The following is a 25,342-nucleotide window of genomic DNA, read 5'->3' as shown; positions in this document are numbered from 1 at the left end:
CCCAGAGCGTGGGCCGTGACAGGCCCGCTGGACCATCGATCCCCCAAGGGAGGACAGACCATGACGACAGGTGCGAACCGCATTCTCGACGACTTCGCCAAGCTGATGACCGACGCCGCCGGCGCTGCCCAGGGCGTGCGCAAGGAGGCCGAGACCGTGTTCCGCGCCCAGGCCGAGCGCTTCATCAACGGCATGGATCTCGTCAAGCGCGAGGAATTCGAGGCGGTGCGTGAAATGGCGATCAAGGCACGCGACGAAAACGACGCGCTCCTGAAGCGCATCGAGGCGCTGGAAGCCCGCCTCAACGCGGGTAGTTGAGCCGTTTCAGGACAGGTTTTACTCCACAAGACTCGGTTGGCGTGATTCACCCCGCGCCAACCGTTTTTTTTAATAAAAATTTTACCCCTGTGGACACTCCCGAAAAGCTCTTTCGGCAGAGTCTCTTAAGCCCCCATCCTGAATCTTTTTTGCAGGCTCTGTCCACAACCGTGCGGAGAAAATGGCAGGCCGGGGGCTGGCGTCGTGACTCCGCCGTTATACACTGATTTTAAATGATGATTCGAAACAGGCAACGCAAGCTTCGGGCAGGGTAAGTCGTCCAGAGTGTGCAAAGTGCCGAGCAATCATTCAGTGTTGTATCCGGAGTATGGTTTGCCCGCGTCGTGTGTGTGAGCACGATGGCGCATGCCTTCCGGCCTTGAAGGTGATGCATGAGCCTTATGGAATTGGATATCGGGCGTCAGTCCAACCCGGTCGATATGATCGAGTTCGTCGCGGCCAACAATGATTGGACGTTCGAACGCTCCGGCGAAGACGAAATCGCCATGACGGTCGAAGGCAAGTGGGCCGACTACCACGTCTCCTTTTCCTGGATGGAAGAGTTCGAGGCGCTGCATCTTGCCTGCGCCTTCGATATCAAGGTCCCCGAAAGCCGTGTCAACGAAGTGCATTGCCTGCTGTCACATGTGAACGGTCAGGTGCTCATGGGGCATTTCGACCTGTGGCGCCGGGAAGATGTCGTGATCTTCCGCCAGTCGCTGCTGCTGGCCGGTGGCGCCGAGCCCACCAACCGCCAGGTCGAAGTGCTGCTGTCCAGCGCGCTTGAAGCCTGCGAGGCCTATTTCCAGGCCTTCCAGTTCGTCGTCTGGTCCGGCATGGATGCCCAGTCCGCCGTTGATGCTGTGCTGTTCGAAACGGTTGGAGAAGCATAAGAATGTCGGTTTCGGATCCCATCGTTCTCATCGGCGCCGGCAATATGGGCGGCGCCATGCTCGCGGGATGGCTGAAGAGCGGCATTGCCGGCTCTTCCATCCTCGTCATCGATCCCGGCCCGTCGCCTTTCATGGCCAAGTTGATCGCCGACAATGGCGCGCGCCACGAGACCTCCGCGCCTGATGGCGTGAAGGCCGGCGTGATCTTCGTCGCCGTCAAGCCGCAGGTCATCGATCAGGTTCTGCCGCCGCTGAAGGGGCTCGTCGGCCCCGAAACGGTGATCGTTTCTGTTGCGGCCGGCAAGACCATCGCCAATCTCGAAAGCCATCTCGGCGAGGCCGCCACCGTGCGCGCCATGCCGAACACGCCGGCAATGATCGGCCGCGGCGTCACGGGGGCTTTCGCCAATGCGCGTGTCACCGCCGCGCAGCGCGATTTCGTGCATTCCCTGCTCAAGGTCAGCGGCCCCGTCGAATGGGTCGCAACCGAGGGCGATATCGACGCTGTCACGGCAGTCTCGGGCAGCGGTCCGGCTTATGTCTTCTATCTCGTAGAGTGCATGGCGGAGGCAGGCCGTAAAGCAGGCCTGCCGGCGGACCTCGCCATGCGTCTCGCACGGGAAACCGTCGCGGGGGCTGGTGAACTGCTTCACCAGTCCCCCGACGACGCCAGCCGGCTGCGCCAGAACGTGACGTCGCCCGGCGGCACCACGGCCGCCGCCCTCTCTGTCCTCATGGCCGAGGATGGCATGCAGCCGCTTTTCGACAAGGCGATTGCCGCCGCCCGCACGCGCGCCGAGGAACTGGCGGGCTGAGCTTTCTTTTGTCGCAATTCCCGACGGAAAACGGCTTCACACTTTTCCTGGGATTGCTTTAGGCTTTTCAGGGAAACTCCCATGACCGAGACCATCACCTATCCCGATTTCGAGCGGGTCGATATTCGCGTCGGCACGATCATCGAGGCATTGCCGTTCCCGGAGGCGCGCAAACCCGCCTACAAGCTGACGATCGACTTCGGCCCCGAGATCGGCACCAAGAAGTCGTCGGCGCAGATCACCGTGCATTATACGCTGGAAGAACTCGTCGGTCGCCAGGTGCTTGCCGTCGTCAACTTCCCGCCGCGCCAGATCGGCCCGGTGCGTTCGGAAGTCCTCACGCTCGGCTTCGAAGATGAAAACGGCGACATTGTCCTCGCCGGTGTCGGCCAGGCGGTGCCGAACGGCAAGAAGATGTGCTGAGCTTAGTGGATATCCCGTGACAAGGGAGGTCCGAGCCGGAAGTCCGTGAACTCGGCCTGAAAACCCTCGCGCTGCGGCGAGCAGGCCATGATCCCGACCGACACATCCGAAACTTCCGGCGGGAAATAGGCGAGGCGCGCCATGCGCCAGTCCGTCATCGCATCGGTCCGGTACTGGATGAACAGCGCGTCGCCGTTGCGCGTCACGCGCACGGAGATCAGATCGAAATCGTGTTCGATGCGGAAGGCCGACCAATCGGAATGGCCGCGCGTCACGACGACGCTGAAATGTTTCGCACCGTCGGTGAATTCGATGCCGCATTTCATCCAGCAGCTTTCGTCCTTGCGGACCATCAGGCCTGCCTGGTCGTAAAGCGTTTCGTAAGTTCCGCGAAACGTCGTTTCCAGCGTGAAATCGCCCGCCCAGCCACGGTGCAGGAAATGGCCGTTGTCGGGTGTGAAGCCGTAGTAGGTGCGTTGCCAGAAATCGCTCTTGAGGCCGGTGCGAACATGCAGATGCCCGTCGCTGAGCTCGGAGGCGCGTGGCGGGTTGAGCCATGTCAGGTTGTCGAGGCTGAATGTGCTCATGGGGAAATCCGTCAGGCGGGAATGCGGATGGTGGCACGCAGGCCACCCATGGGGCTATCCGACAGGGTGACATTGCCACCGTGGCTGCGGGCAATATCACGGGCGATGGCAAGGCCGAGGCCGGTGCCGGACGCATCGAGATTGCGGGCCTCGTCGAGGCGGAAGAACGGCTTGAACACGTCGTCGCGCGAGCGTTCCGGAATACCCGGACCGTCGTCGTCGACGATGATCGTCAGCCATTTGGCGCGGTGGCGGGCTTCGACATGCACTGTCTTGGCATAACGCAGCGCGTTCGAAACGAGGTTGCCGACAAGCCGGCTGAAGGCGTTGGGCCGCACCATGACCTCGTCTTCGCCGTCGATGTCGCTGGAGAAGGCGCGCTCGTGCAGCTCCGCCTCCATCGCCAGCTTGTCGAAGAAGTCCGAGAGCCGCATTTCCCTGACGTCTTCCTCCACGTCGCCGCGCGCAAAGGCGAGGTAGCCCTCGAGCATGGTCTGCATGTCCTCGACATCCTTGTTGAGGCCCTGCAGGTCGGGATTGTCGCCGGCAAGCGCCAGCTGCAGCTTGAAGCGGGTGAGGATGGTGCGCAGGTCATGGCTGACGCCGGTCAGCATCGCGGTGCGCTGCTCCATCTGCCGCTCGATGCGCTCGCGCATCAGGATGAAGGCAAGGCCGGCGCGCCGCACCTCGTCCGCGCCGCGCGGCGCGAAATCGTCCGGCATCTTCTGACCCTTGCCGAAACTCTCGGCCGCTTGCGCCAGCGCGAGGATCGGACGGATCTGGCCGCGCAGGAAGAGGATGGAAATCGTGATCAGCACCAGCGATGTGCCGACCATCCAGAGCAGAAAGATATGCGTGTTCGAGGCATAGGTCTGGCTGCGCCGCGCATAGACACGCAGAATCTTGTTGTCGAGCAGGATGCGGATTTCGACGAGGTTGCTGTCACCGACGGTATCGATCCAGAACGGCCGGCGGATCTGGCGGACGATTTCCTCGCTCAGGATTTCATCGAGGATGTTGAAGAACGGTTTAGAGCGCGGCGGCGGCAGTTCCGTGCCGGGCTCGATGGAGATGATCAGCTCCAGCCTTTCCCGCGCGATCCGCGTGATCTCGGAATAGTTGGCATCCTGCGGGTAGGTTTCAATCAGGTCGATGACACTGGCAATGTCGCGCGTGACGGCCATGGAAAGGCGCTGCGTGACGAGCTGCCAGTGGCGCTCCATGAACACGAAGGCGACGACCGATTGGAGCAGGACCATCGGAATGATGATGATGAGCAGCGAGCGCGCGTAGAGCCCTGTCGGCAGCTGCCGGCGCAACCAGCGCGCCATACGCTTCCAACCTGCCGCGGGCGCGCGCTCGATATCGCGCTTGAAGGTCTCGAACGTGGTCATCGGGCCGATGTTTCCAAAATCGTGTGTTCACGTGTTTCCCAACGGGAAACCGCTCCACACTGTTCCTGGAACTGCTTGGGATTGCGCACGTTCAGCCCTGCTCCACGCTCAATCGATAACCGATGCCGCGCACCGTCTGCAGCCACACCGGGTTGGATGGATCGTCCTCGATCTTACGCCTCAGGCGGTTGATCTGCACGTCTATAGTACGTTCACCCACTTCTGTTTCTTCACCGATCAGTTCATGGCGCGGTATGGTTTCGCCTGCGCGCAGCGAAAAGAGCAGCATGATCTCCTGTTCCCGGTCGGTCAGACGAATGGCGTCGCCGCCGCGCTTCAGCTCCTTGCGCACAATGGAGAAGGTATAGGGCCCGAACATGACCTGCTCGATCTTCGGCGTGGTCGGGGGCGCGTTGCGCTTGAGGATGTTGTTGATGCGCAGCACGAGTTCGCGCGGCTCGAAGGGCTTGGAAAGGTAGTCGTCCGCGCCGGCCTCCAGCCCCTCGATGCGGGCGTTCGACTCTGCAAGCGCCGTCAGCATGAGGATCGGCACAGGGCGGATGTCGCGCAGGCTCTTGGTCAGCGTAAGTCCGCTTTCGCCGGGCATCATCACGTCCATGATGATGAGGTCGAAGTCGAGGCCGCGCAGCTTTCGCCGGGCTTCGTCCGCGTCACCCGCGACGGTCACGCGAAAACCCTGCTCCTTGAGGTAGCGGTTCAGCAACTCGCGGATACGGGTATCGTCGTCGACGACGAGCAGATGGGATGCGTCATCGGAGGGCGCGCCGGCAGCGGTCATCGTCTTCTCCTCCTTGTCAGTTTCTCATTCGCTCTTGGCGTTCTGCATGCCGGCGAGGAACTTCACCACCGCTCGGCGGTCGCCCGCACTCATGTCCTCGAATGCACGGGCGATGCGGCGGGATTGCGGCTCGGCGAGCGCCAGGGCAAGTTCCCGCCCGGTCCGCGTGGGGTAGAGCTTGCGCTGGCGGCGATCCTCGGGGCCTGCCACCTGCTGGATATAGCCGGAATCGATGAGTTCCTTCAAGACGCGCGCCAGGCTCTGCTTGGTGATCTTAAGCGTGTCGAGCAGGTCGGCCACCGTCATGCCGGGCTCACGGTTGACGAAGTGCACGACGCGGTGATGCGCGCGGCCGAAGCCGCTCTTTGCCAGAATGGCATCCGGATCGGAAATGAAGTCGCGATAGGCGAAGAACAGGCCTTCGATGATTTCCAGGTCGATGCGCCCGTCGCCCGTCATGACGTCGTGGTGCAGCTCGTCTGCGCCGTTCTTGTCCGGCATCTGTCGGGCCACGGTGTCATTTCCTTTCATGCCTTGCTGCCCTCGCGCAATTTATAGCAAAATATGTCAGTCTTGTTGACATATTTTGTCGCCGTTGTTAGGGTCCGCCTCGTAATTGCGGTCCCGGGCGCCGTTGTCAGGTGTTTTCCCGGCTGCCAATCTGGACTACCTTTTTACACAGGTAATCCCGTCTGTTTCTGGTTAGACCGCAACTGGCGAAACAATCAACAGAAAGAATGGCGTGCGAGCGCCGGAGGATGACACCATGGCAGTTCCTTTCGATCAACTGGACGGGCAAATCTGGTTCAACGGCGAGTTCGTCGACTGGAAGGATGCGAAGATTCACGTGCTGACGCACGGTCTGCACTATGCGAGTGCCGTATTCGAAGGCGAGCGTGCCTATGGGGGACGCATCTTCAAGCTGACCGAGCATAACCAGCGCCTGCACGCCTCGGCCGAGATCCTCGGCTTCAAGATTCCCTATTCCGTGGAAGAGCTGGATGCGGCCACGACCGAGCTCCTGAAGCGCCAGGGCTTTTCCGAAGCCTATGCGCGCCCGATCGCCTGGCGCGGTTCGGAAATGATGGGCGTCTCGGCGCAGAACAACCGCATCAACGTCGCCATCGCCATCTGGCAGTGGGGCAGCTACTTCAATCCGGCCGAAAAGCTGAAGGGTATCCGCCTCGATATCGCCGAGTACCGCCGTCCCGACCCGAAGACCGCGCCGTCGAAATCGAAGGCTGCCGGCCTCTACATGATCTGCACGATCTCCAAACATGCCGCCGAAGCCAAGGGCTATGCGGATGCGCTGATGCTCGACTATCGCGGCCAGGTGGCCGAAGCGACCGGCGCAAACGTGTTCTTCGTCAAAGACGGCGTCATCCATACGCCGGTGCCGGATTGTTTCCTCGACGGCATCACCCGCCGCACGGTCATCGACCTGGCCAAGCGCCGCGGCTATCAGGTCGTCGAGCGCGTGATCATGCCGGAGGAACTGTCGGATTTCTCCGAATGCTTCCTGACCGGCTCGGCCGCCGAAGTGACGCCGGTCTCGGAGATCGGTCCGTATCGCTTCACGCCGGGCACGATCTCGGAAAACCTGATGAACGACTACATGAAGGAAGTCTATCCGGTCGCCGCAGCCGCCGAATAAGCGGCTTTCAGGATATCGAACGAAATCGGCGGCCCTTTCGGGCCGCCTTTTGTTTGCGAAGCCTGCGGGCCTATTTCTTGCCGAGCACCGCGCCGACGATGCCCGTCAGCACGCCGCCGCCGACGAGACCGCCGATGCCGTTGGCCACGAGGCCCGAAAGACCGGCTTCACCGCCCAGCATCTGCAAAAGGAAGCCGCCGCCGATGCCGCCGATGGCGCCGACGATGGTGCGGACGATCACGCTCACGGCCTGCTGTTTCAAGGCGGCGCCCGCCACATTGCCGCCGACGGCGCCGGCGATGAGCTGTGTGATGATGGGCATCAATGCTTCCATGAGTTCCCCTCCGAAAGGTCCGCCCGAAATCAGAGTGGCCGGGTCGGACACTTGCCTCGCTACCGGGCAGCGGTCTGGAGCCCGCGCGCCCGTCGCCGAAAAATTCGGCATCTGCAACGTGCGGATAAAACTGGGATAAGTCAATTTACCCGTGCGCTTGGTGCACCGGAGTTTTGCCGGAGTATTCAATGTAAAGAGGCGGCCGCACCGCGACCGCCTCTTCCTTCCCCGCATGGCTTGGTTGCCGCGGTTTTTATTCTGCTGCGATGACGCCCCGGCGGATCTGGTCTTCCTCGATCGATTCGAAGAGCGCCCGGAAGTTGCCCTCGCCAAAACCTTCGTCACCCTTGCGCTGGATGAACTCGAAGAAGATCGGCCCGATAACGGTCTTGGAGAAGATCTGCAACAGGATCTTCGTCATGCCGCCATCGACGACGCCTTCGCCATCGATCAGGATGCCGTGCTTCTTCATGCGCTCGACCGGCTCTTCGTGGCCGACGACCCGGACATAGGAGCGGTCGTAATAATTGTCCGGCGGACCGGGCATGAACTTCACGCCGTTGGCCGCGAGCCGGTCGGTCGCGTCGTAGATCGCATCCGTGCCGACGGCGATGTGCTGGATGCCTTCGCCCTTGTACTTCTTGAGATACTCGACGATCTGGCTCGTCTCGTCCTTGGATTCGTTCAAGGGTATGCGGATCTTGCCGCAGGGCGAGGTGATGGCACGGGACACGAGGCCGGTGATGCGGCCGTCAATGTCGAAGAAGTGGATCTGCTTGAAGCCGAACAGCTCGCGATAGAAATCCCACCACTTGTCCATGTTGCCGCGATAGACATTGTGGGTGAGGTGATCGAGGAAGTAGAAGCCGACGCCGGCAGGCTTCGGGTCGCGCTCGCCCGTCCATTCGAATTCGGCGTCATAGGCCGAGCCCCTGGCGCCATATTTTTCGACGAAATACAGCAGCGAGCCGCCGATTCCGACGATAGCGGGCACATCGAGTGCCTTGTCGTCGCCTTCATAGGGCGTCGCGCCCTTGGATACGGCATGCGCGAAGGCGTGCTTCGCGTCGACCACGCGCCAGGCCATGGAGGCCGCGCAGGGGCCATGTTCTCCGGAGAACGTCATGGCATGCGAACCGGGCTCGGCATTGACGACGTAATTGATGTCGCCCTGGCGCCAGACGGAGATCGCCTTGGTGCGATGCGTCGCGACCTTGCTGTAGCCCATGCGTGAGAACAGCTCTTCGAGTTTTTCCGGCTCGGGATGGGCAAATTCGACGAACTCGAAGCCATCGGTGCCGGCCGGATTGTCAGCGGTGATCAGTGCCGGCGGTGCATCATGCGGGAAAGGGCCCATCGTTCGTCCTCCACGAAAGCTTGTGAAGGAGAGTATGGCGCGTTTGCCATGCAATGTGCGTGCATAGTGCTTGCGCTTTGATAAATCCATGCGATGTTCATGCATGGAATGGCTTATTGGAGGGTAAACCGTGCATATCGACGCTTTCGACCGTAAACTGCTCGCGCATTTGCAGGAGGATGCGCGCCTGACGAACAACGAGCTCTCCGAGCGCATCAACCTGTCCCCCTCGCAATGTTCGCGCCGGCGTATCCGGCTTGAGGAGGAGGGCATCATCCGTGCCTACAGGGCGGAGCTCGACCGTGAAAAACTCGATCTCGGCATCGTCATCGTCGTGACGGTGACGTTGGCGACGCATAACCGCGACAACGCCGTGCGCTTTGCGCGCCTCATCTCCAACCTGCCGGAGGTGCTGGAGGCCTATTCGCTGACGGGCGAAATGGACTATATCATCAAGGTCGTGGTGCCGAACCTGAAAGCGCTTTCAGCCTTCGTCAACGACGTGCTGCTGCCGCATGAATCCGTCTCGCATGTGAAGACGGCGATCGTGCTCGATACGCTAAAGGAAACGACCGCGTTGCCGCTCTGAGAAATGTGGCATGGATGCCACAGTCTTTCGCATTGCTGTTCCCGCCGGAACAGACGGGACTCCTGAGCCGTTGTAAATACCAGACAACAGAAGGCGCGTATCGCCGCCTCGCTAGGTTCAGGGAACAGACCGATGCAGCTCAATTCGATGAAACAGCAGGACACCGTCGCTGTGCGCCTTCGCCCGGTGGCTTACGTTTATGTCGCGATCAACCTTGCCGTCGTTGCGCTGCTCGTCTCCACCGTCTCGCCCACGCTGGCAACTGCTCCGGCGCATGCCACCGGTTCGCAGGAGATGGCGAGCCTGCGTTAATTCGCCTTGGTTTTCGTCGATCCGAGCGGCTATACCGGTCGCAACGCGGCAATCGAGCGAGGACCCCATGGGCATGCTTCAGGCGGGCATCATTCCCGTCACCCCCTTCCAGCAGAACTGCACCATTCTCTTCGATACGGACACGAAGGAGGGCGTGATCGTCGATCCCGGCGGCGATGTCGAGGTGATCCTCGATACCGTCAAGCAGAACGGCATCACATTGCAGGCGATCTGGCTGACGCACGGCCATATCGACCATGCCGGCGGCGCGAAGGAACTGAAGGACGCGCTCGGCATCGACATCATCGGCCCGCACAAGGACGATCTCTCTTTGCTGCAACGGCTGGAGGCGCAGGCCTCGATGTTCGGCGTGCCGATGAAGGTCAGCAATGTCCTGCCCGACCGTTGGCTTGAGGATGGCGACAAGGTTTCCTTCGGCGAGCACGAATTCGAGGTCTATCACACGCCGGGCCATGCGCCGGGCCATGTCATCTATTTCAATCGCAACCAGGCTTTCGCCCATTTGGGCGACGTGCTCTTCCAGGGCTCGATCGGCCGTACGGACCTGCCGGGCGGCAACCATCAGCAGCTGCTGGATTCGATCCGCGACAAGGTCTTCCCGCTTGGCGACGAGGTCGGTTTCCTGTGCGGCCACGGTCCTGGCGGCAGGATCGGCGAGGAACGGCGAACCAATCCCTACCTCAAGGGGCTCTAAAACGAAAAAGGCGGGTGCCGAATGGCACCCGCCTTTTTGATGGAACCGACCAGCTATCAGCCGGCGGTGCAGAAATGCTCGCGACCGTCATAGCCGACGAAGGTGCCGCTGCGCGGGTTGAACGAGCGGTAGCGCTGCGAGCAATAATCGAACCAGGACTGGGTCCAGGGCTCGTAGCTCGGCGTGTAGACCGGCTGGCGGCGATAGATCACGCGGGGTTCGGGTTCCGGATAATAGTCCGGTTCCACATAGCGAGGCTCGCTGTAGCGCGGCTGGTTGGCCAGTGCACCGCCGATGATGACACCGGTGGCAAGACCGAGCGCACCGCCGATGACGGCGTCGCGGCCATTGTGGTCACGGTGATGGCGACGCGGCCTGCGGTCGCGATAACCGTCGTTGCCTTCGCGCCAGTAACCATCCCGGTTGCGATCGCGCGCTTCGACGACGCCGGCCGTGGCGGTGAGTGTCGTTGCGGCAACGGCAAGCGAGAGCACGATTGTCTTGAGGACTGTGTTCATGACGTTAATCCTTTGGACCCGGCCCCATCGCCGGTCGATGGGAAAAAACTAGAAGAGTGAGGCTGAACGGAGGCTGAACAAAAAAACCCGGCATCACTGCCGGGCTTCAACTTGAAAATCCTGAGATTGTTCCGGCTCAGCCGTCGATCTGCAGGTTGACCGCCTTCGGGCCTTTGCCGCGGCGATCGGGTTCCGTGTCGAAGCTTACCTTCTGGTTTTCAGAAAGGCCGTTCAGGCCGGAAGCCTGTACAGCGGAAATATGTACGAAGATGTCCGCACCACCGTTGTCGGGCTTGATGAAGCCAAAGCCCTTTTCGGTGTTGAAGAATTTAACAGTGCCAGTCTCGGCCATGCGTCAGGTCCTTTTCTCTCTGCCCGTATATTGGCGGCGGGCAGCATGTAGTTTTGCCCCGAGGGGCGTTAGGCAGGCAGTTCTCGAGGTTGAGGAAAGGGTCCTGTTTTCACCGCAGCCAGCCAACCGCACGATTCCCATAGGAACCATCCAGATCTTGGCTGCCCGGAATTGTTTCGCGTCTCCGGCGCGCTTTTATTCAAGGTCTTCCCGTGTTCGCAAATTGCCCGAACGGCGCAAGATTGATGTGTTTATCTTGAATTGGCAAGCAAAAGTTTTAACATGCGCGGGGCGCGCCTCACTTTGGCCAATTTCCGGGCGACTGCCGAAAAATACCGCAGATTTTACGAGGCTTTGCTCGTTTTAGTATGATTTATATTGCGCCGCCGAAAGACATGCGGCGGTGCATTGATGTCGTCATACTTGGATCGGCCGGTCGCTGTAGCTTTGCGGAGCTCCGGTCCGGATTTCTACAGCAAGCATCGCAATGGGGGGCGTGCCTGCTGTCAGCTGCACGGTTTTCCGGCCAAACGGAAGTTACTCGGTTGCGCTGGCGCGCGAGACGCGCAGCAATGCGCCCTCGGCATCGTCGGTCAGGAGCAGAAGGGCGCCGTCCGGGGCGACGACGACGTCGCGGATACGACCGAATTGCCCGTCAAACAGGCGTTCTTCCGAGATCACCGCGCCGCTCTCGTCGCGTTCCAGTCGGGCGAGCAGCTGGAACTTCAGCGCGGCCACGAGAAGATTGCCGTCCCATTCCGGGAACATCGCGCCGCGATAGACGGCGATCGCACCGGGCGCGATGGACGGATCCCAGTAATAGAGTGGCGGTTCGTAGCCTTCGGCGGAGGAGCCAAGCTCGAATTCCGCGCCGGAATAGTGTCGGCCATAGGAGACGCGCGGCCAGCCGTAGTTGCGGCCGGGCTGTGGCACGTTCACCTCGTCGCCGCCGCGCGCGCCGTGTTCGGCCGAAAGCAGCATGCCGTCCTTGGGATCGATGGTCAGGCCCTGCGGGTTGCGGTGACCCTTTGACCAGATTTCCGCCAGACCATCGGCTGCCCCGAGGAAGGGATTGTCGGCATGCGGGGTGCCGTCCGGATTGATATGCAGGATGGCGCCGGCGTGGTCGCGCGGATCCTGCGCGCGCATCTCCTCGCCCCGGTCGCCGATGCCGAAGAACAGGCTGCCATCCTTGGCGATGGCGATGCGCGAGCCGAAATGCTGGCCGCGGGTGGTGAGGCGGCTCATCAGGAACAGGCGTGCTACATCCTCAAGCCGCGTGCCGTCGTCTGACAGCCGCGCCTTGGCGAGCGCGGTGCCGGCACCGCCGCTGTCGCTGGCACTGTAGGTGAAGTAAAGCGTGCGGCTGGTGGCAAAATCCGGGGCAAGTGCAATGTCGAGCAGGCCACCCTGGCCCTCGGTCGCGACCGGCGGGACGCCGCCGACCGGCGACGAGACCGTGCCGTCCTTCACAAGACGAAGCGTGCCCTGTTTCTCGGAGACGATATAGCTGCCATCGGGCAGGACCTCGACGGACCAGGGCTGCTTGAGACCGGTCGCCAGCGTCTCGACAACGAGGGAAACTTTCTTGCTGGGGATTTCGATGGGATCAGCGGCGTATGCGGTGCCGAGGGTGGCTGCGAGGAGGAGGGGGATCATCACGCCCGCAAAAATGCCCTTTAAGTCCAGTCCATGCCGACGCATCGCAGTCTCCAACCCTTTGCCGATAACTGGCCCAGAGCCGGATCGCTTTCAAGGGCGATGCCGGCGGGTGGGGTCACTTTTGCGTGGGGTCGAGCTGTGAAGCGGTGGTCGGGATGCCCGACGTGGTGATGGCGTCGAGCCCGATTGCGGCTGATGGCGGCGACATGAGGCCGATGACCATGGCAATGCAGGCGACCAGCGCCGTCATGGCGATCAGGAACAGCGCGCGGGACTCTCGTGCCTTTGGGCTGCTGCCCACCTTTTCATCATCCAGAAACATCGTCATCCCCCAGTCTTCCTCGCTTTTTGCAATACTGAAAAGGCCCGCCGAAATCGGCGCGACAAGGACCGAATTGCGGCAAGGGCCGACATTTATTGCGGCGAAAAGATGGCGGATCGAAAAAGCAGGATTTTCAGTCCTTTCCGGCGAATAGAGCGGCCTGCTTTCCCGTTCTAGGCACCCCTTCTGCCAAATTGCCTGAGGGGCCGCAGGGCGCGCGGCTCAGGCGCCGTCGAATGGCCTGCGAAGGGGGCTTCACGGATGGTTTCCCGCGGCTCGTCCTCAATCTCGGGGAAGGTGAGATTGAAGCTCGTCGGGGCGATTTCCGGGCGGGCGAGCAAATAGCCCTGCATCAGCGGTCCGCCCATGTCGCGGCAGCGGGCGATCATGTCGGGATCCTCGATGCCGGTGACGATGGCACGGATGTTCTTGGTGTTGAACTGGCCGATGAGAACCCTGAGCAGGGCAAGGCCCGCGGAGTTCTCGGAAAAATCCTGCAGCCAGGCTGTGTCGAAGGTCACGAATTGCGGCTGGAGGCTTTGCAGCCGCGCGAGGTCATGATCCTCGCCGGTATAGTCGTCGATGGCGATGGAAAAACCACCCTCGTGCAGCCGTGCGGCGAAATGGGCGAGCTCGTCGGGCTCGTCTTCGGGGTGCTCGCGGAGCTCGCAGGCGATGCGCGCCGGCGGCAGGCCGGCCTCGTGCGCCGAAAGCCGGAGACGTTCGAGTTCATGACGGATCGCCTGGGGCGTCCTGTAGAGCCCGCCGTTGAAATTGACGATGAGCGCGGCATCGCGGCGGCCGAGCGCGCCGGCGTTCAGGATATGCAGGCTGCGGCAGAGGCCGTCCACCGCCGCGCGCTCGTCTTCCGGCACATATTGGAAAAAGTCGGTCGGCGAGCAGGGCACGCCATTGGTGCTGGCGCGAACAAGGCCCTTCAGCACGGCGATCTGCAAACGACCATCCGCCCGTTCGGTGAAGATTGGCTGAAGTGCCGATTGCAGAAGATACGGCCCGTAAAGAGCACTGAAGGCGCCGTCCGCCTGCCGGACGAGATTGGAAAAGATGCTCATACGGCGCACCATCAGCTGAACGATCCCGACGCCGCGATCCTACGCCGCACCCGTTAAGGCGGGCTTAATCTTTCGCGTAAAAACCTTGATTGTTTTTTCGCGCTTCAACTTATTGGTGTTGTGAATTCCTGAGCGGCGCCTCATTCATTCGCAGCGCTGATGGGGTCTATGAAATTTCGCGCGTCGCCCGGCATTTCCCGCTTTTTTCGCCCTTCGCGCTTGCAAGACCTGTTCACATTCGACATAGACCTAACCGCTATGGAGCCCGGCGCTCCGGGTCCATGGCGTCAAGCCGTTTTTGAACCCGATGAGGACATCTCCATCATGGCCTTTCTTGCCGACGCCCTTTCCCGTGTGAAGCCTTCCGCCACCATCGCCGTTTCCCAGAAAGCGCGCGAACTGAAAGCCAAGGGCCGCGACGTCATCGGGCTTGGCGCGGGTGAACCGGATTTCGACACACCCGACAATATCAAGCAGGCCGCCATCGACGCGATCAATCGCGGCGAGACGAAGTACACGCCGGTCGCAGGCATCCCGGAACTGCGCGAAGCCATCGTCAAGAAGTTCAAGCGCGAGAACGGCCTCGACTACACCGCCGCGCAGACGATCGTCGGCACGGGCGGAAAGCAGATTCTTTTCAACGCCTTCATGGCGACGATGAACCCCGGCGATGAAGTCGTCATCCCGACGCCTTATTGGGTTTCCTACCCGGAAATGGTGTCGCTGTGCGGCGGCACGCCGGTCTTCGTGGCGACGACCCAGGAAAACAAGTTCAAGCTGAAGGCCGAAGACCTGGAAAAGGCGATCACGCCGAAGACCAAGTGGTTCATCTTCAACTCCCCGTCCAACCCGTCGGGTGCCGCCTATTCGCATGACGAGCTGAAGGCGCTGACCGACGTTCTGATGCGCCATCCGCATGTCTGGGTGCTGACCGACGACATGTACGAGCACCTGACCTATGGCGACTTCAAGTTCGCGACCCCGGTTGAGGTCGAGCCCGGCCTCTATGACCGCACGCTCACCATGAACGGCGTTTCCAAGGCCTATGCCATGACCGGCTGGCGTATCGGCTATGCTGCCGGCCCGCTCGCCCTCATCAAGGCGATGGACATGATCCAGGGCCAGCAGACCTCGGGCGCCTGCTCGATTGCCCAGTGGGCCGCCGTCGAAGCGCTCAACGGCACGCAGGACTTCATTCCGGAAAACAAGAAGATCTTCGAGGGTCGCCGCGATCTCATCGTCTCCATGCTCAACCAGGCCAAGGGCATCGAATGCCCGTCGCCGGAAGGTGCCTTCTACGTCTATCCGTCCTGCAAGGGCCTGATCGGCAAGACCGCGCCGTCGGGCAAGGTTATCGAGACCGACGAGGACTTCGTGTCGGAACTCCTGGAATCGGAAGGTGTGGCGGTCGTGCACGGTTCGGCCTTCGGCCTCGGCCCGAACTTCCGCATCTCCTATGCCACCTCGGAAGCCCAGCTCGAGGAAGCCGGCAAGCGCATCCAGCGTTTCTGCGCGGCCTGCAAGTAAGCACCTCCGTCGATCTGAAATGAAAAACCCGCCGGAGACGGCGGGTTTTTTCGTCAAAGCCCGATCGCCGTCAGCATGATGAAGGTGGCAAAGAGGATGAAGTGCGTCATGCCTTCGATGGCGTTCGTCTCGCCGTCGTTGAGATTGATGGCCGCGGCAATGAGCGTGATGGCGACCATTACCGTCTGGGTCGGCGACATGGCCATGACGAAGGGCTGGCCGGTATAGAGGGCGATCGCCTCCATGACGGGAACCGTGAGGATGACCGTCGAGAGCGACGCGCCCATGGCGATGTTGACGACGGACTGCATGCGGTTGGCAAGGGCCGCGCGCAACGCGGTCAGGATTTCCGGGGCGGCGGAGATGGCGGCGACGATGACGGCCATCAGCGCCGGGGGTGCGCCGGAGCCCTTCAGACCGGCGCCGAGCAGCACGGACATGACCTCGGCGAGCGCACCGATCAGCACCACGCCGATGAGGATGACGACGATCGAGAAGGTGGTGGGCTCGCTTTCGTCCGGCGCCTTGCTCGGCAGACCTTCCTTCCGCTCGGCGCGGGGATAGGCGTAGCTGAAGAAGTAGCTGTGCGGCCCGACCTGCATGCGCAGGAAGACGCCATAGAGCGCGATCATGGCGCCGATGGTGAAGGCGGAATAGAGGTGCCAGCTTTCGCGCGGCACGAATTCCGGCACGACCATGGAAATGCCCATGGCGGTCAGGATCATCACACCGTAGGTCTTTCCCGAATCGTCGTTGTAGGGCTGCTCGCCATGGCGGATGCCGCCGAGCAGCGCGGCCAGGCCGAGGATGCCGTTGATGTCGAGCATAACAGCCGCGTAGATCGTGTCGCGCACCAGTGTCGGCGAGCTCTCGCCCTGCATCATGATGGCGAGCACCACCACCTCAACCAGCACCGCCGAGAGCGTCAGGATCATCGTGCCGTAGGGATCGCCGACCTTGGAGGCGAGGATTTCCGCATGGTGGGCGATGCGTGTCGAGACGAGGATGATGGCAACGACCAGCGCGAAGGCGGCCATCAGCATAGGGAGGCGCCCCATTTCCAGAACGTTGTGCTCCGTCGCATAGGCGGCGATCGCGGCGGCAAGGCCGACGAAGAGGAAACGTTCCTTCGAGAGGCTGTAGAGCATGGGCGGTGGGCTCCTCAAATGTCTAACCGTAGATGTAGACGAGGCGCGCAAAAAGAAAACGCCCGCGGAGCAGGATTCCGCGGGCGTCAGGCAGTGCCTGCTCCGTTCCGGTCATGGCCCTCGTGAGGCGAGGCAGGCCGGGAAGGTGCGGCTAGCCGCCGTTAAGGAGCGGAAACGTCAGGCGACGTTTTCCAGCACCGGATAGTCCGTATAGCCCTTGGCGCCGCCGCCGTAGAAGGTCGCCTGATCCGGAGCGTTCAGCACGGTGTCGTTCTTCAGGCGCTCCACCAGGTCGGGGTTGGAGATGAAGAGCTTGCCGAAGGCGACGAGATCGGCCTTGCCGCTTTCCACGGCATCGATGGCGAGTTCCCGGTTGTAGCCGTTGTTGACCATCCAGGCCGCCTTGCCGCCGGCCGCCTGGTAGGCTGCGCGCAGTGCGACATAGTCGAAGGGCGTGTCGCCCTGCTGATGGTCACGCGGGCCGCCGGTGGCGCCTTCGATGATGTGGATGTAGGCGAGGTCATACTTGGCGAGACCTTCGACCACATGGGTGAAGAGCGGCTGCGGGTTCGGATCCGAGGCGTCATTGGCCGGGGTGACCGGCGAGATGCGGATCGCGGTGCGGCCGGCGCCGATTTCCGCGGTGATGGCATCGACCACCTGGAAGAGCAGGCGGGCGCGGTTTTCGATCGAGCCGCCATACTCATCCGTGCGCTGGTTGCTGCCGGAGCGCAGGAACTGGTCGATCAGATAACCGTTGGCAGCATGAATTTCGACGCCGTCGAAGCCGGCATCGATGGCAGCGCGTGCGGCGCGGCGATAGTCCTCGATGATGCCGGGGAGTTCGTCCTTCTCCAAGGCGCGGGGCTCGGACGTCTCGGCGAAGCTGCCGGTGCCGTCCGCGTTGATCAGGTAGGTCTTGGACTTGGCGCGGATTGCCGACGGGGCGACCGGCTTGCCGCCGTCGGGCTGCAGCGTATCGTGCGAGATGCGGCCGACATGCCACATCTGCACGACGATCTTGCCGCCGGCCTTGTGCACGGCGTCGGTGACCTGCTTCCAGCCTTCGAGCGCTTCCGGCTTGTAGAGGCCGGGTACGTCGGCATAGCCCTGGCCCTGGTGGGAGATGGCGGTTGCTTCCGTGATCAGCAGGCCGGCGGAGGCGCGCTGTTCGTAATAGGCGGCATTCAGCGTGTTCGGCACGGCGCCCGGCGAGCGGTTGCGCGTCAGCGGCGCCATGACGATGCGGTTGGCAAGCTGGATGTCGCCGATCTTGAGAGGGTCGAAGAGCGAGGTCATGGGTAGTCCTTCTTCTGCTGGGAGAGGGCGCGCCTACAGGGCGCTGTTGATGTGGTGGAGAAAGGCCGCGATCTTTTCGTCGTCGCGTTTGAAGAACACCCACTGGCCGACCTTGCGCGTCGTCACGAGACCGGCACGCTGCAGGGTGGCGAGATGGGCGGAGACGGTGGACTGCGAGAGGTCGCAGCGCTTTTCGATCTGTCCGGCACAAACGCCGAATTCCAGGGGATGTTCCTGCCCGGCGAAATGGACCTGCGGCTCCTTCAGCCAGGCGAGAATCTCCAGCCGCTTCGGATGGGCGAGCGCTTTGAGGATTTCGTCGGTGTCGGGCGTGTCCATGTCTATCGTGGTCCGGCGATTGGTGTATCGTATAATGACGATATTGGGTTCGCGCGTTGCCGATACAAGAGGCACCCCCAAAAATCTGCAAAAGAAAAATCGGCAAAAAAAGAGGGCCACAAGCGAAGCTTGGGCCCTGCAAGTTTGAAGGTTGAAAACCTCCAGAGGGGAACAGCCAACGCGCGGCACTGGGAGGAGAAAGACCGCATGTGCATTGGCTGTCCTAGATATGGGGCAGGGGTTGCGTTTCTTCAAGAGAAGCGCGTGCCAAGTTTCACAGCAAGGTTGAAAATCTGTTTCACCTGTCCCAAGGCAAAAAAAGAGGGCCGCAAGATCAACTTGGGCCCTTTATAGTTTTGAAGGTAATAAAACCTCCAGAGGGGAACAGCTGGTGCGGTGGCACTGGGAGGAAAAAGCCACCGAAATGCATCAGCTGCGTGCGATATGATGGTTTTTTGGGCATCCATCAATCTTTTAATGTGCATGTCAGCCATGCGTAAGGCGCAGGTCTTGCGAGGAGCCTGTCTCAGAAGTTCCAGTTGCGCGCCTTCGCCACGATGAAGTCCCTGAAAACCTTCAGTTTCGCGGAGTTTTTCATCTCGCTCGGATAGCAGAAATAGGTGTCGAACGAGGGAATGTCGGCGCTGACGGGCAGCTGGATAAGTCCCGGATCGCGTCCGACAATATAGTCCGGCAGCATCGCGATGCCGATTCCAAGCAGGGCCGCGCGCTTGATCGAGGTCTGGCTGTTGATCTGCAGAACCGCGGGGCGTGGATTGTCGGAATCGCGGCCCGCGATTTCCAGCCAGTTCACGTCGAGCAGATAGCTCGGTGCCGGTTCGCCGAAGGAAATGATCTTGTGGTTGTCGAGATCGTCGATCGACTGCGGCTCGCCGTAGCGGTTGATATAGGACGGCGCGGCGTAGATGTGCATGTGCACGGTGAACAGCCGGCGCTGGATGAGATCCGATTGCTGCGGTTCACGCAGGCGGATCGCGCAGTCGGCATGGCGCATGTTCACGTCCAGCTCCTCGTTGTCGAGGATGAGCTGCACCTGCATGTCGGGATAGAGCGCCAGGAATTCCTGCACCTTGTCGGTCAGCCAGCCCTGGCCGAGGCCGACGGTGGTGGTGATGCGCAGCTTGCCGCTTGGCTTTTCGGTGTTCTCGGTGAGCTGGACGCGCACGCTTTCCAGCTTCATCAGCACGTCATGCGCGGTGCGATAGAGGATTTCGCCCTGCTCGGTCAGAATCAGGCCGCGGGCATGGCGGTGAAAGAGCTTGATGCCGACATCCTGCTCCAGCGCGCTCACCTGACGGCTGATGGCCGATTGCGAAAGATGCAGCTTGTCCGCCGCATGCGTGAACGAGCCCGCCTCGGCCGCGGCATGAAAAATCCGCAGCTTGTCCCAGTCGAGCGCCATTCTATCCCCCATATGTCTGTGAGGCGGGGAGCGCTCGCTTCCCGCCTGGTCGCTGATCTTGCTGTTCCCACGTGGGCGGTCGGATCGAATCCGCCGCCCTTAGTTGGCGGCTTCTACTCGGCCGCAATTGCGACAGGCATATGACCTGCAAGGTATTTTTCGGTTTCAAGCGCTGCCATGCAGCCCATGCCGGCAGCCGTGACCGCCTGGCGATAGATGTCGTCGGTGACGTCGCCTGCGGCAAAGACGCCCGGCACGTCCGTCGCCGTGGAATCGGCCGCCGTCCACAGATAGCCGTTCGGCTTCTGGCGCAGCTTGCCCTTGAACAGTTCGACTGCCGGCGCATGGCCGATCGCCACGAACACGCCGTCGATGGTGACGTCGCGCGTTTCGCCCGTCTTCACATTGCGCAGCTTCACACCGTTGACGGAAGCCGGCATCGGCGGCTTGGGATCGCTGCCAAGATACTCGACGACCTCGTGGTCCCAGACGATCTTGACATTCTCCTTGGCGAACAGGCGCTCCTGGAGAATTTTTTCGGCGCGAAAACCGTCGCGGCGATGCACGACAGTCACGGTCTTGGCGAGGTTGGAAAGGTAGAGCGCCTCCTCGACGGCGGAGTTGCCGCCGCCGACCACGATCACGTCCTTGTTGCGATAGAAGAAGCCGTCGCAGGTGGCGCAGGCCGAAACGCCAAAGCCCATGAACTTGTGCTCGGTCTCGATGCCGAGCCACTTCGCCTTGGCGCCGGTGGCGATGATCAGCGCATCGGCCGTCCATTCGGTGCCGTTGTCGGTGGAGATGCGGAAGGGGCGAACGCTCATGTCGACATTGGTGACGAGGTCGTTGACGATCTCGGCGCCGACATGCTCGGCCTGCTTCAGCATCTGCTCCATCATCCACGGGCCCTGAACCGGATCGGCATAACCCGGATAATTTTCGACATCCGTGGTGATCATCAGCTGGCCGCCCTGTTCCATGCCGGCGATGAGAACCGGTTCCAGCATGGCGCGGGCGGTATAGATCGCGGCGGTGTAGCCGGCGGGGCCGGACCCGATGATCAGCACCTTGACGTGGCGCGCGGACAGGGAGGGGGCGGACATGGTCGTTCCTTCCGGGGCATCAGGCCCCAATGGGCCGAGCCGCGCGATCTCGCGCAAGGGCAGGGCCAGCGTGTCATTTTTCCACTCTCATTTATGAGCGGAGTGCGCCCAGTTTCAAGTGCGCGCGATCTGTTGCCAACAGACAAGCGAAGGCGCGTGACATATTTGTGCCGCTTGCAGTAACAATGTTGCGCTGATGCGGCGATTCGGGTCACTTCCGGTCGCCATCCCGAAAGGTCTGACAATTCCCATGTTTCGCGCCGAACTCGACGCCATCGACATCCGCATCCTGAAGGAACTTCAAGGCGACGGCCGGATGACCAATGTGGAGCTGGCCGCGCGCGCCGGCATTTCCGCGCCGCCATGCCTGCGCCGCGTGCGCAAGCTGGAAGAGGCCGGCATTATCGAGGGCTATACCGCGCTGCTGAACGCGCCGGCGCTCGGCTACGACCTCGTCGCCTTCTGCATGGTCGGCCTCAAGCACCAGTCCGAAGCCAACCTCAAGGCTTTTGCCGCCGCCACCGGCGAATGGACGATGGTGCGTCAGGCCTGGATGGTCTCCGGCGACAGCGACTTCCTGCTCCATTGCGTCGCCGAAAATCTCACCCGCTTCCAGGACTTCGTGATCGAGGAACTGACGGCGAATGCGCAGGTCGATACCGTGCGCACGATGCTGACGATCCGGCAGGTCAAGAAGGTCGGGCTGGTCGAGCTATAGGCTGCGGCCCGCCCCTCGTTCTATCGTTCCGGCTTTGAGAACTGCTTCCTGAAGAGGTCGATCCGGTCCTGCGGAAGCTTGATCGCTATCGGCATTGTCGATTCTATCAGCGCATGCAGCTTTGCGATGTCCGCGCGTTCGATGATCGGAAGATGAAAGTCGCGCCCCATTTCGCGGGCACGATTGTCCACGCTGACGATGATGCTGCGCCGTCCCGCTTGCAGGGCCCGGATGCCGGCATGCAGGCGCGTGCCGACGAAATCCAGATCGTCTTCCGAGCGCAGGAGCGCATCGTAGGCGGAAAGGTGGGACGGAACCTCGAGAAGGCCGGTCACCCCGAGGGACTTCAAATAGGACTTGTCCTGTTTTCCCTGTATCCAGACATGAACGTTGCGGTACAGCGCCTTGAGCGTCTCCAGCATGAGGCGGTCTTCTTGCGGCGCTGGAGCATAGTCCGTCAAAGTCGCCACGACATCGCGCGCCTTGTTCTGCGGAACCGTGGCGAGATGGGCAGGGGTCAGCTGCCAGAGGGTCGGGCAGCCGGTGTTGACGACGTTCTTGATCCCGACCGCGGACAGGTAGCGTGCGGAATATGCGTCCCGGACGGATTGGTGTGACTTGTCCGAGAGAATGCTTCGATAGATCCGGGCGGTCAGAAAATCCGGAGGGTCGGCATAGGCGGCCCAGCCGGTGCCCAGCAGGACGAGCTTGTTCTTCATCCGTGGAAGGTCGCGCCAGCCCATCTTCCAATGCCGCTGCCTGGTCCAATGAGAGAAAAGCAGATTGGCGCCGCCGGCGATGATGTAGTCAGCGTGTTTCAGGATGCGCCGTCCACGCACCGAAATCCGGTCATGGCTGGGGATGCGCTCCACGAAGGCGTCAGGAAACATTGCCTCGATTTCACGGTTGACGGCATCCATGATGATCTGGTCGCCGACATTCGGGGAGGCTATGGACGTGTCGTATATGGCAATGTTCATTTGTCGTCCGGAACCGGCTTCCGCAAAAGCCTGAAGTTTCTCTTTTTTCGCCAAGCCAGCAGTTTCTCTTCCGCCAGCCGTTTTTGTTTCGCCAGTTGATAGAACCACGAACGATTGCCGGTTTGCCGGCGCGCTCCCTTATCCGATAAAATAAGGCTATCGGCGCCCGTCGTCGTGACCGGCGCCGGGCGGAAGCTGTATCCGTGTCCCTCCCGCGTCAACCAATAGCGAAAGAAGTTATCGACCGGCGCAAAAATCGTCGTGTGCTCCGCCACGAAACGTCGGGCGCCTTCGCGCGACCAGACAATGGCGTTTGTCGTCATCGGAAAATAGTGCGCGGCGACGAGTTCGTAGTTCGTGCCTCCCACCGGATATTCATCGATGGTGGTGCTGAGCTTCAATCGGTTGTTGCCGATATTGAGGAGAAGCCAATCCGGATCGAGGATGTCGATATCCGGCAATGCGGCCTTGAGCAGCTCGATTACGTTGCAGAGAGGTTCCGCGTCGTCCTCGAGGATGAGCGCATGGCGGGCGTCCGACTGGAGGAACGCCTTGGCTGCCTTCAGGTGACTGTAATAGCAGCCGATCTCGCCACCGACGAGGCCGCGCCCCATAAATCGCTTGGCGGCCGCAAGGTCGTAGTCCGGCAGGGAATCCATGTCATAGGTGCGGCCGTCCACCGCCGCGACACGCTCGAACGCGATGCCGTAAGCATCGAGTTTTCTTCGAATGTCGGCCAGTCGGGCTTCGCTGCCGTCGAGATTGATAACATAGGTACGGATTGCCTGCATGTCGCGTCCTGCTGTTGGCAGCGGGGCCATCTAAAATAGGACAGAAATTTCGAAATCAAACCGTGCGGCATAATGATTGGCCGCCTTTTCGAGAAACGACCCTGAAGGGACCCGGCCGCCATGGTGCTCGCGCACGTGCTGGCGGAGCGCCTTTCCCCATAAATGCACCGCCAAAACCTGTTCGGGGAAACTGTCCAGCGAAAGATCGTCGGGGGTGGCGAAACGCGCGGCCTGTTGGAACGGCACGGGATAAAAGGCCTCGATGCCGAGGGCGTGCGATATTTCCCCGGTTTTTCCGAGGAAATGCGTCAGCGCGCGGGGCCCAAGAGATCCCCAGGGCCACTGGGATATCGGTAGTCCCCTGCCGAAGGACCTCGCGACGTATTTCAAACGGCGCAGACCCTGCAAGGTCGGGGGATAGCCGCGCGTATCGACGGTGAACTTCGAAAGCTCGGCGAGAGCGGGGGATTGCCTGGGCAGCCGGAGAACGGCGCCGTTCACCTCGTCGTTGCTTTCGTAACCGAAGAGGTAAGGCGTCTCCATCGGCAGGGGGCGCAGCGCTACGACATCGAGATCGACCCAGGTAAAATCCGTCTTGTTGAAAAGCGCATATCGGAAAAGGTCGGAATAAAGAGCGACACTGCCGCTCTTGCGGTGCCGGACGATCTCGCCCGTATCCAGGATCTCGCCGGCATCGCGGACGTCAATGCCCGGGGGAACGCCCTCGATGGTGCCGCGCGTGTAAACAACCAGCTTGTGGCCGGCGTCCAGCATCGACAGCGCGCTGATCTGCTCGACAGGGCCGAAGGGAGCGCCATACCAGAAAGTCGCCACTGTGTTGTTCACGCTTGATCGCCTTATGCGTAAATCCGCCCGAGAGCGGCTGCTTCTCCCTCGATGCTGAAATGTGCCTCCGCGCGTTGCCGGCCTTGCTCGCCAGCGAGCTGTCGCAGCGAGGCGTCGTCCATATATCGCTTTGCGGCTTGCGTTAGAGCCTCGAGATTGTCGGCAGATACCACGTCGCCCGTGTCGGGAGTGACGATTTCGTTGAAAGCACCTACGTCCGTGGCCACCACGGGAATACCGGTCGCCATCGCCTCCAGCGGCGTAAGGCCAAAGCCTTCCCATCGTTGCGGCGCAATGAACAGGTCGAGGGCGCGGTACCAGTCGTTGATGTTGGTGTGTTCCCCGACGAAGAGGATCCTGTCGGCAAGCCCCGCCGCCTGGACGCGCTTCTTCAACTCGTTTTCGAAGTCGACGTGCTGTGTCGTCGCCCGCCCCGCCACGATGGCCGACCATGCCGGTTGATCCGGCAGAAGCCGGATCATGGCGTCGACGAAGAGGTCCGTGCCTTTCTGGTGGCGCACACGACCGAAGCAGCCTGCATAGTTGCGAGCGGGATCGAGGCCCAGCAGCGCTTTCGCCGCGCCCTTTTCCGCGGGTGGGGAGAAGCGTTGCGGGTCGATGCCGTGCATGACCACGGTGCTTGGAACCTCCAGATAGGAGGCGGTCCTGGCGCTGGTGGCGACGACCGCGTCCATCCGGGAAATCAGGAATTTCGTCCAGCCCGTATGGCGGCGTTGAGACGCAGAGGTGAAGACGAGTTTCAGCCGCATACGCAGGAGATCGCGAAGGACGATCCCGGCCAGCATTTCGATGTTGCGTCGCGCGTGCCAGACACGCATGCCGTCAGACCAAAGGGCCGGCAGGTCGAGCCAGCGCATTTTGGGCAAGGTAGCCGGCAGGCCGCTGCCGAGGGTCACAACCTTCTGCCCGAGCCTGTTTTGAACCGGGACGAGCTGAATGATCGTGGACGTGACGCCCGACAGGCGGCGCTTGAAATTCGGCGCGATGACTTTGGCGTCCCGCATGTCCTCTACAACCGGCATGAGGCGGC

Annotated in this window: 30 protein-coding genes; 10 read left to right on the top strand and 20 right to left on the bottom strand. The window is 61.6% G+C overall.

Going from position 1 to position 25,342, the window contains the following annotated elements; all coding sequences use genetic code 11:
* The first annotated feature begins 60 nt into the window (after nt 1–60).
* From MUO32_RS14370 to MUO32_RS14355, 4 genes are all read left to right on the top strand, one after another.
* Nucleotides 61–318, top strand: a complete 258-nt coding sequence (locus MUO32_RS14370; RefSeq protein WP_257948998.1) for an accessory factor UbiK family protein — start codon at nt 61–63, stop codon at nt 316–318.
* Between the two features lie 392 nt (nt 319–710).
* Complete coding sequence (locus MUO32_RS14365; RefSeq protein ID WP_257948997.1) at nt 711–1,211, top strand: YbjN domain-containing protein; 501 nt, start codon at nt 711–713, stop codon at nt 1,209–1,211.
* A gap of 2 nt (nt 1,212–1,213) precedes the next feature.
* Nucleotides 1,214–2,026: a pyrroline-5-carboxylate reductase gene (proC, locus tag MUO32_RS14360; protein WP_374708649.1), complete on the top strand. Its 813-nt coding sequence runs from the start codon at nt 1,214–1,216 to the stop codon at nt 2,024–2,026.
* Between the two features lie 81 nt (nt 2,027–2,107).
* Nucleotides 2,108–2,449, top strand: a complete 342-nt coding sequence (locus MUO32_RS14355) for a tRNA-binding protein (RefSeq protein WP_257948996.1) — start codon at nt 2,108–2,110, stop codon at nt 2,447–2,449.
* A 2-nt stretch (nt 2,450–2,451) separates the two neighbouring features.
* Here MUO32_RS14355 and MUO32_RS14350 read toward each other — a convergent pair whose 3' ends face one another.
* The 4 genes from MUO32_RS14350 to MUO32_RS14335 all read right to left on the bottom strand — a co-directional run bounded on the left by MUO32_RS14350 (nt 2,452) and on the right by MUO32_RS14335 (nt 5,730).
* Complete coding sequence (locus tag MUO32_RS14350; RefSeq protein ID WP_257948995.1) at nt 2,452–3,036, bottom strand: DUF1349 domain-containing protein; 585 nt, start codon at nt 3,034–3,036, stop codon at nt 2,452–2,454.
* Between the two features lie 11 nt (nt 3,037–3,047).
* Nucleotides 3,048–4,430 (bottom strand): ATP-binding protein, encoded by a 1,383-nt coding sequence (locus MUO32_RS14345; protein ID WP_257948994.1) that lies wholly within the window; start codon nt 4,428–4,430, stop codon nt 3,048–3,050.
* A 91-nt stretch (nt 4,431–4,521) separates the two neighbouring features.
* Entirely contained in the window at nt 4,522–5,229 is a 708-nt protein-coding gene (locus tag MUO32_RS14340; protein ID WP_257948993.1) for a response regulator, read from the bottom strand.
* A gap of 24 nt (nt 5,230–5,253) precedes the next feature.
* Nucleotides 5,254–5,730, bottom strand: coding sequence for a MarR family winged helix-turn-helix transcriptional regulator (locus MUO32_RS14335; protein ID WP_257949227.1), 477 nt, complete (start codon nt 5,728–5,730; stop codon nt 5,254–5,256).
* Nucleotides 5,731–5,995: 265 nt separating this feature from the next.
* Here MUO32_RS14335 and MUO32_RS14330 point away from each other — a divergent pair, with 265 nt between their 5' ends.
* The gene (locus tag MUO32_RS14330) at nt 5,996–6,883 is read left to right on the top strand and encodes a branched-chain amino acid aminotransferase (protein ID WP_257948992.1); all 888 of its coding nucleotides are present in this window, start codon (nt 5,996–5,998) and stop codon (nt 6,881–6,883) included.
* A gap of 70 nt (nt 6,884–6,953) precedes the next feature.
* On the opposite strand, the gene MUO32_RS14325 is transcribed toward MUO32_RS14330, so the two are convergent.
* A complete protein-coding gene (locus tag MUO32_RS14325) occupies nt 6,954–7,217 on the bottom strand; it encodes a hypothetical protein (protein ID WP_257948991.1) in 264 nt (87 codons plus the stop codon).
* A 253-nt stretch (nt 7,218–7,470) separates the two neighbouring features.
* Complete coding sequence (gene hppD / locus MUO32_RS14320; protein WP_257948990.1) at nt 7,471–8,574, bottom strand: 4-hydroxyphenylpyruvate dioxygenase; 1,104 nt, start codon at nt 8,572–8,574, stop codon at nt 7,471–7,473.
* A gap of 130 nt (nt 8,575–8,704) precedes the next feature.
* Between hppD and MUO32_RS14315 the strand changes: the two genes are divergently transcribed.
* The 3 genes from MUO32_RS14315 to MUO32_RS14305 all read left to right on the top strand — a co-directional run bounded on the left by MUO32_RS14315 (nt 8,705) and on the right by MUO32_RS14305 (nt 10,190).
* Entirely contained in the window at nt 8,705–9,163 is a 459-nt protein-coding gene (locus tag MUO32_RS14315) for an Lrp/AsnC family transcriptional regulator (RefSeq protein WP_257948989.1), read from the top strand.
* 132 nt (nt 9,164–9,295) lie between these two features.
* Complete coding sequence (locus MUO32_RS14310) at nt 9,296–9,475, top strand: hypothetical protein (protein WP_257948988.1); 180 nt, start codon at nt 9,296–9,298, stop codon at nt 9,473–9,475.
* Nucleotides 9,476–9,548: 73 nt separating this feature from the next.
* The gene (locus tag MUO32_RS14305) at nt 9,549–10,190 is read left to right on the top strand and encodes an MBL fold metallo-hydrolase (RefSeq protein WP_257949226.1); all 642 of its coding nucleotides are present in this window, start codon (nt 9,549–9,551) and stop codon (nt 10,188–10,190) included.
* 56 nt (nt 10,191–10,246) lie between these two features.
* Here MUO32_RS14305 and MUO32_RS14300 read toward each other — a convergent pair whose 3' ends face one another.
* The 5 genes from MUO32_RS14300 to MUO32_RS14280 all read right to left on the bottom strand — a co-directional run bounded on the left by MUO32_RS14300 (nt 10,247) and on the right by MUO32_RS14280 (nt 14,117).
* Nucleotides 10,247–10,708: a BA14K family protein gene (locus MUO32_RS14300; RefSeq protein WP_257948987.1), complete on the bottom strand. Its 462-nt coding sequence runs from the start codon at nt 10,706–10,708 to the stop codon at nt 10,247–10,249.
* Between the two features lie 136 nt (nt 10,709–10,844).
* A complete protein-coding gene (locus MUO32_RS14295) occupies nt 10,845–11,060 on the bottom strand; it encodes a cold-shock protein (RefSeq protein WP_069058105.1) in 216 nt (71 codons plus the stop codon).
* 537 nt (nt 11,061–11,597) lie between these two features.
* On the bottom strand, nt 11,598–12,764 hold the full coding sequence (locus tag MUO32_RS14290; protein ID WP_374708648.1) for a PQQ-dependent sugar dehydrogenase: 1,167 nt from the start codon (nt 12,762–12,764) through the stop codon (nt 11,598–11,600).
* Between the two features lie 73 nt (nt 12,765–12,837).
* Nucleotides 12,838–13,050, bottom strand: coding sequence for a hypothetical protein (locus tag MUO32_RS14285; RefSeq protein WP_257948986.1), 213 nt, complete (start codon nt 13,048–13,050; stop codon nt 12,838–12,840).
* Between the two features lie 167 nt (nt 13,051–13,217).
* Nucleotides 13,218–14,117, bottom strand: a complete 900-nt coding sequence (locus tag MUO32_RS14280) for an EAL domain-containing protein (RefSeq protein WP_257948985.1) — start codon at nt 14,115–14,117, stop codon at nt 13,218–13,220.
* Nucleotides 14,118–14,441: 324 nt separating this feature from the next.
* Here MUO32_RS14280 and MUO32_RS14275 point away from each other — a divergent pair, with 324 nt between their 5' ends.
* Nucleotides 14,442–15,644 carry a pyridoxal phosphate-dependent aminotransferase gene (locus tag MUO32_RS14275; RefSeq protein WP_257948984.1) on the top strand — a complete coding sequence of 401 codons (1,203 nt, stop codon included), beginning with the start codon at nt 14,442–14,444 and terminating at the stop codon, nt 15,642–15,644.
* Between the two features lie 53 nt (nt 15,645–15,697).
* Here MUO32_RS14275 and MUO32_RS14270 read toward each other — a convergent pair whose 3' ends face one another.
* From MUO32_RS14270 to trxB, 5 genes are all read right to left on the bottom strand, one after another.
* Entirely contained in the window at nt 15,698–16,792 is a 1,095-nt protein-coding gene (locus MUO32_RS14270; RefSeq protein ID WP_257948983.1) for a calcium:proton antiporter, read from the bottom strand.
* Between the two features lie 177 nt (nt 16,793–16,969).
* Entirely contained in the window at nt 16,970–18,091 is a 1,122-nt protein-coding gene (locus tag MUO32_RS14265; RefSeq protein WP_257948981.1) for an alkene reductase, read from the bottom strand.
* A 33-nt stretch (nt 18,092–18,124) separates the two neighbouring features.
* Nucleotides 18,125–18,430, bottom strand: coding sequence for a helix-turn-helix transcriptional regulator (locus tag MUO32_RS14260; protein WP_257948980.1), 306 nt, complete (start codon nt 18,428–18,430; stop codon nt 18,125–18,127).
* 526 nt (nt 18,431–18,956) lie between these two features.
* Nucleotides 18,957–19,853 carry a LysR family transcriptional regulator VtlR gene (locus MUO32_RS14255; RefSeq protein ID WP_257948979.1) on the bottom strand — a complete coding sequence of 299 codons (897 nt, stop codon included), beginning with the start codon at nt 19,851–19,853 and terminating at the stop codon, nt 18,957–18,959.
* 113 nt (nt 19,854–19,966) lie between these two features.
* A complete protein-coding gene (gene trxB / locus MUO32_RS14250; RefSeq protein WP_257949224.1) occupies nt 19,967–20,941 on the bottom strand; it encodes a thioredoxin-disulfide reductase in 975 nt (324 codons plus the stop codon).
* 265 nt (nt 20,942–21,206) lie between these two features.
* On the opposite strand from trxB, the gene MUO32_RS14245 reads away from it, so the two are divergent.
* Entirely contained in the window at nt 21,207–21,674 is a 468-nt protein-coding gene (locus MUO32_RS14245; protein ID WP_257948978.1) for an Lrp/AsnC family transcriptional regulator, read from the top strand.
* A 20-nt stretch (nt 21,675–21,694) separates the two neighbouring features.
* Here MUO32_RS14245 and MUO32_RS14240 read toward each other — a convergent pair whose 3' ends face one another.
* The 4 genes from MUO32_RS14240 to MUO32_RS14225 are packed head-to-tail and all read right to left on the bottom strand — an operon-like array spanning nt 21,695 to nt 25,334.
* Nucleotides 21,695–22,708 (bottom strand): polysaccharide pyruvyl transferase family protein, encoded by a 1,014-nt coding sequence (locus MUO32_RS14240; RefSeq protein ID WP_257948977.1) that lies wholly within the window; start codon nt 22,706–22,708, stop codon nt 21,695–21,697.
* A complete protein-coding gene (locus MUO32_RS14235; protein WP_257948976.1) occupies nt 22,651–23,445 on the bottom strand; it encodes a glycosyltransferase family 25 protein in 795 nt (264 codons plus the stop codon). The genes MUO32_RS14240 and MUO32_RS14235 overlap by 58 nt, the downstream gene beginning before the upstream one ends.
* A 30-nt stretch (nt 23,446–23,475) precedes the next feature.
* Entirely contained in the window at nt 23,476–24,291 is an 816-nt protein-coding gene (locus MUO32_RS14230; protein WP_257948975.1) for a hypothetical protein, read from the bottom strand.
* Between the two features lie 11 nt (nt 24,292–24,302).
* Entirely contained in the window at nt 24,303–25,334 is a 1,032-nt protein-coding gene (locus tag MUO32_RS14225) for a glycosyltransferase family 4 protein (RefSeq protein WP_257948974.1), read from the bottom strand.
* Nucleotides 25,335–25,342: the final 8 nt, after the last annotated feature.

It is taken from the genome of Shinella sp. CPCC 101442 (assembly GCF_024704725.1).
Classification (GTDB): Bacteria; Pseudomonadota; Alphaproteobacteria; order Rhizobiales; family Rhizobiaceae; genus Shinella.
Note: the sequence above shows the minus strand (reverse complement) of the source record. Positions and strands in the feature narration are given on the sequence as shown.

Coding starts and splice junctions, on each gene's coding strand:
- MUO32_RS14325 (WP_257948991.1), bottom strand. CDS start 7,217: ATGGAAGCATTGATGCCCATCATCACACAGCTCATCGCCGGCGCCGTC.
- MUO32_RS14330 (WP_257948992.1), top strand. CDS start 5,996: ATGGCAGTTCCTTTCGATCAACTGGACGGGCAAATCTGGTTCAACGGC.
- MUO32_RS14270 (WP_257948983.1), bottom strand. CDS start 16,792: ATGCTCTACAGCCTCTCGAAGGAACGTTTCCTCTTCGTCGGCCTTGCC.
- MUO32_RS14295 (WP_069058105.1), bottom strand. CDS start 11,060: ATGGCCGAGACTGGCACTGTTAAATTCTTCAACACCGAAAAGGGCTTT.
- MUO32_RS14285 (WP_257948986.1), bottom strand. CDS start 13,050: ATGACGATGTTTCTGGATGATGAAAAGGTGGGCAGCAGCCCAAAGGCA.
- MUO32_RS14355 (WP_257948996.1), top strand. CDS start 2,108: ATGACCGAGACCATCACCTATCCCGATTTCGAGCGGGTCGATATTCGC.
- MUO32_RS14350 (WP_257948995.1), bottom strand. CDS start 3,036: ATGAGCACATTCAGCCTCGACAACCTGACATGGCTCAACCCGCCACGC.
- MUO32_RS14275 (WP_257948984.1), top strand. CDS start 14,442: ATGGCCTTTCTTGCCGACGCCCTTTCCCGTGTGAAGCCTTCCGCCACC.
- MUO32_RS14370 (WP_257948998.1), top strand. CDS start 61: ATGACGACAGGTGCGAACCGCATTCTCGACGACTTCGCCAAGCTGATG.
- MUO32_RS14335 (WP_257949227.1), bottom strand. CDS start 5,730: ATGCCGGACAAGAACGGCGCAGACGAGCTGCACCACGACGTCATGACG.
- MUO32_RS14300 (WP_257948987.1), bottom strand. CDS start 10,708: ATGAACACAGTCCTCAAGACAATCGTGCTCTCGCTTGCCGTTGCCGCA.
- hppD (WP_257948990.1), bottom strand. CDS start 8,574: ATGGGCCCTTTCCCGCATGATGCACCGCCGGCACTGATCACCGCTGAC.
- MUO32_RS14255 (WP_257948979.1), bottom strand. CDS start 19,853: ATGGCGCTCGACTGGGACAAGCTGCGGATTTTTCATGCCGCGGCCGAG.
- MUO32_RS14245 (WP_257948978.1), top strand. CDS start 21,207: ATGTTTCGCGCCGAACTCGACGCCATCGACATCCGCATCCTGAAGGAA.
- proC (WP_374708649.1), top strand. CDS start 1,214: ATGTCGGTTTCGGATCCCATCGTTCTCATCGGCGCCGGCAATATGGGC.
- MUO32_RS14225 (WP_257948974.1), bottom strand. CDS start 25,334: ATGCCGGTTGTAGAGGACATGCGGGACGCCAAAGTCATCGCGCCGAAT.
- MUO32_RS14365 (WP_257948997.1), top strand. CDS start 711: ATGAGCCTTATGGAATTGGATATCGGGCGTCAGTCCAACCCGGTCGAT.
- MUO32_RS14340 (WP_257948993.1), bottom strand. CDS start 5,229: ATGACCGCTGCCGGCGCGCCCTCCGATGACGCATCCCATCTGCTCGTC.
- MUO32_RS14305 (WP_257949226.1), top strand. CDS start 9,549: ATGCTTCAGGCGGGCATCATTCCCGTCACCCCCTTCCAGCAGAACTGC.
- MUO32_RS14345 (WP_257948994.1), bottom strand. CDS start 4,430: ATGACCACGTTCGAGACCTTCAAGCGCGATATCGAGCGCGCGCCCGCG.
- MUO32_RS14265 (WP_257948981.1), bottom strand. CDS start 18,091: ATGACCTCGCTCTTCGACCCTCTCAAGATCGGCGACATCCAGCTTGCC.
- MUO32_RS14260 (WP_257948980.1), bottom strand. CDS start 18,430: ATGGACACGCCCGACACCGACGAAATCCTCAAAGCGCTCGCCCATCCG.
- MUO32_RS14290 (WP_374708648.1), bottom strand. CDS start 12,764: ATGCGTCGGCATGGACTGGACTTAAAGGGCATTTTTGCGGGCGTGATG.
- MUO32_RS14235 (WP_257948976.1), bottom strand. CDS start 23,445: ATGCAGGCAATCCGTACCTATGTTATCAATCTCGACGGCAGCGAAGCC.
- MUO32_RS14310 (WP_257948988.1), top strand. CDS start 9,296: ATGCAGCTCAATTCGATGAAACAGCAGGACACCGTCGCTGTGCGCCTT.
- MUO32_RS14280 (WP_257948985.1), bottom strand. CDS start 14,117: ATGAGCATCTTTTCCAATCTCGTCCGGCAGGCGGACGGCGCCTTCAGT.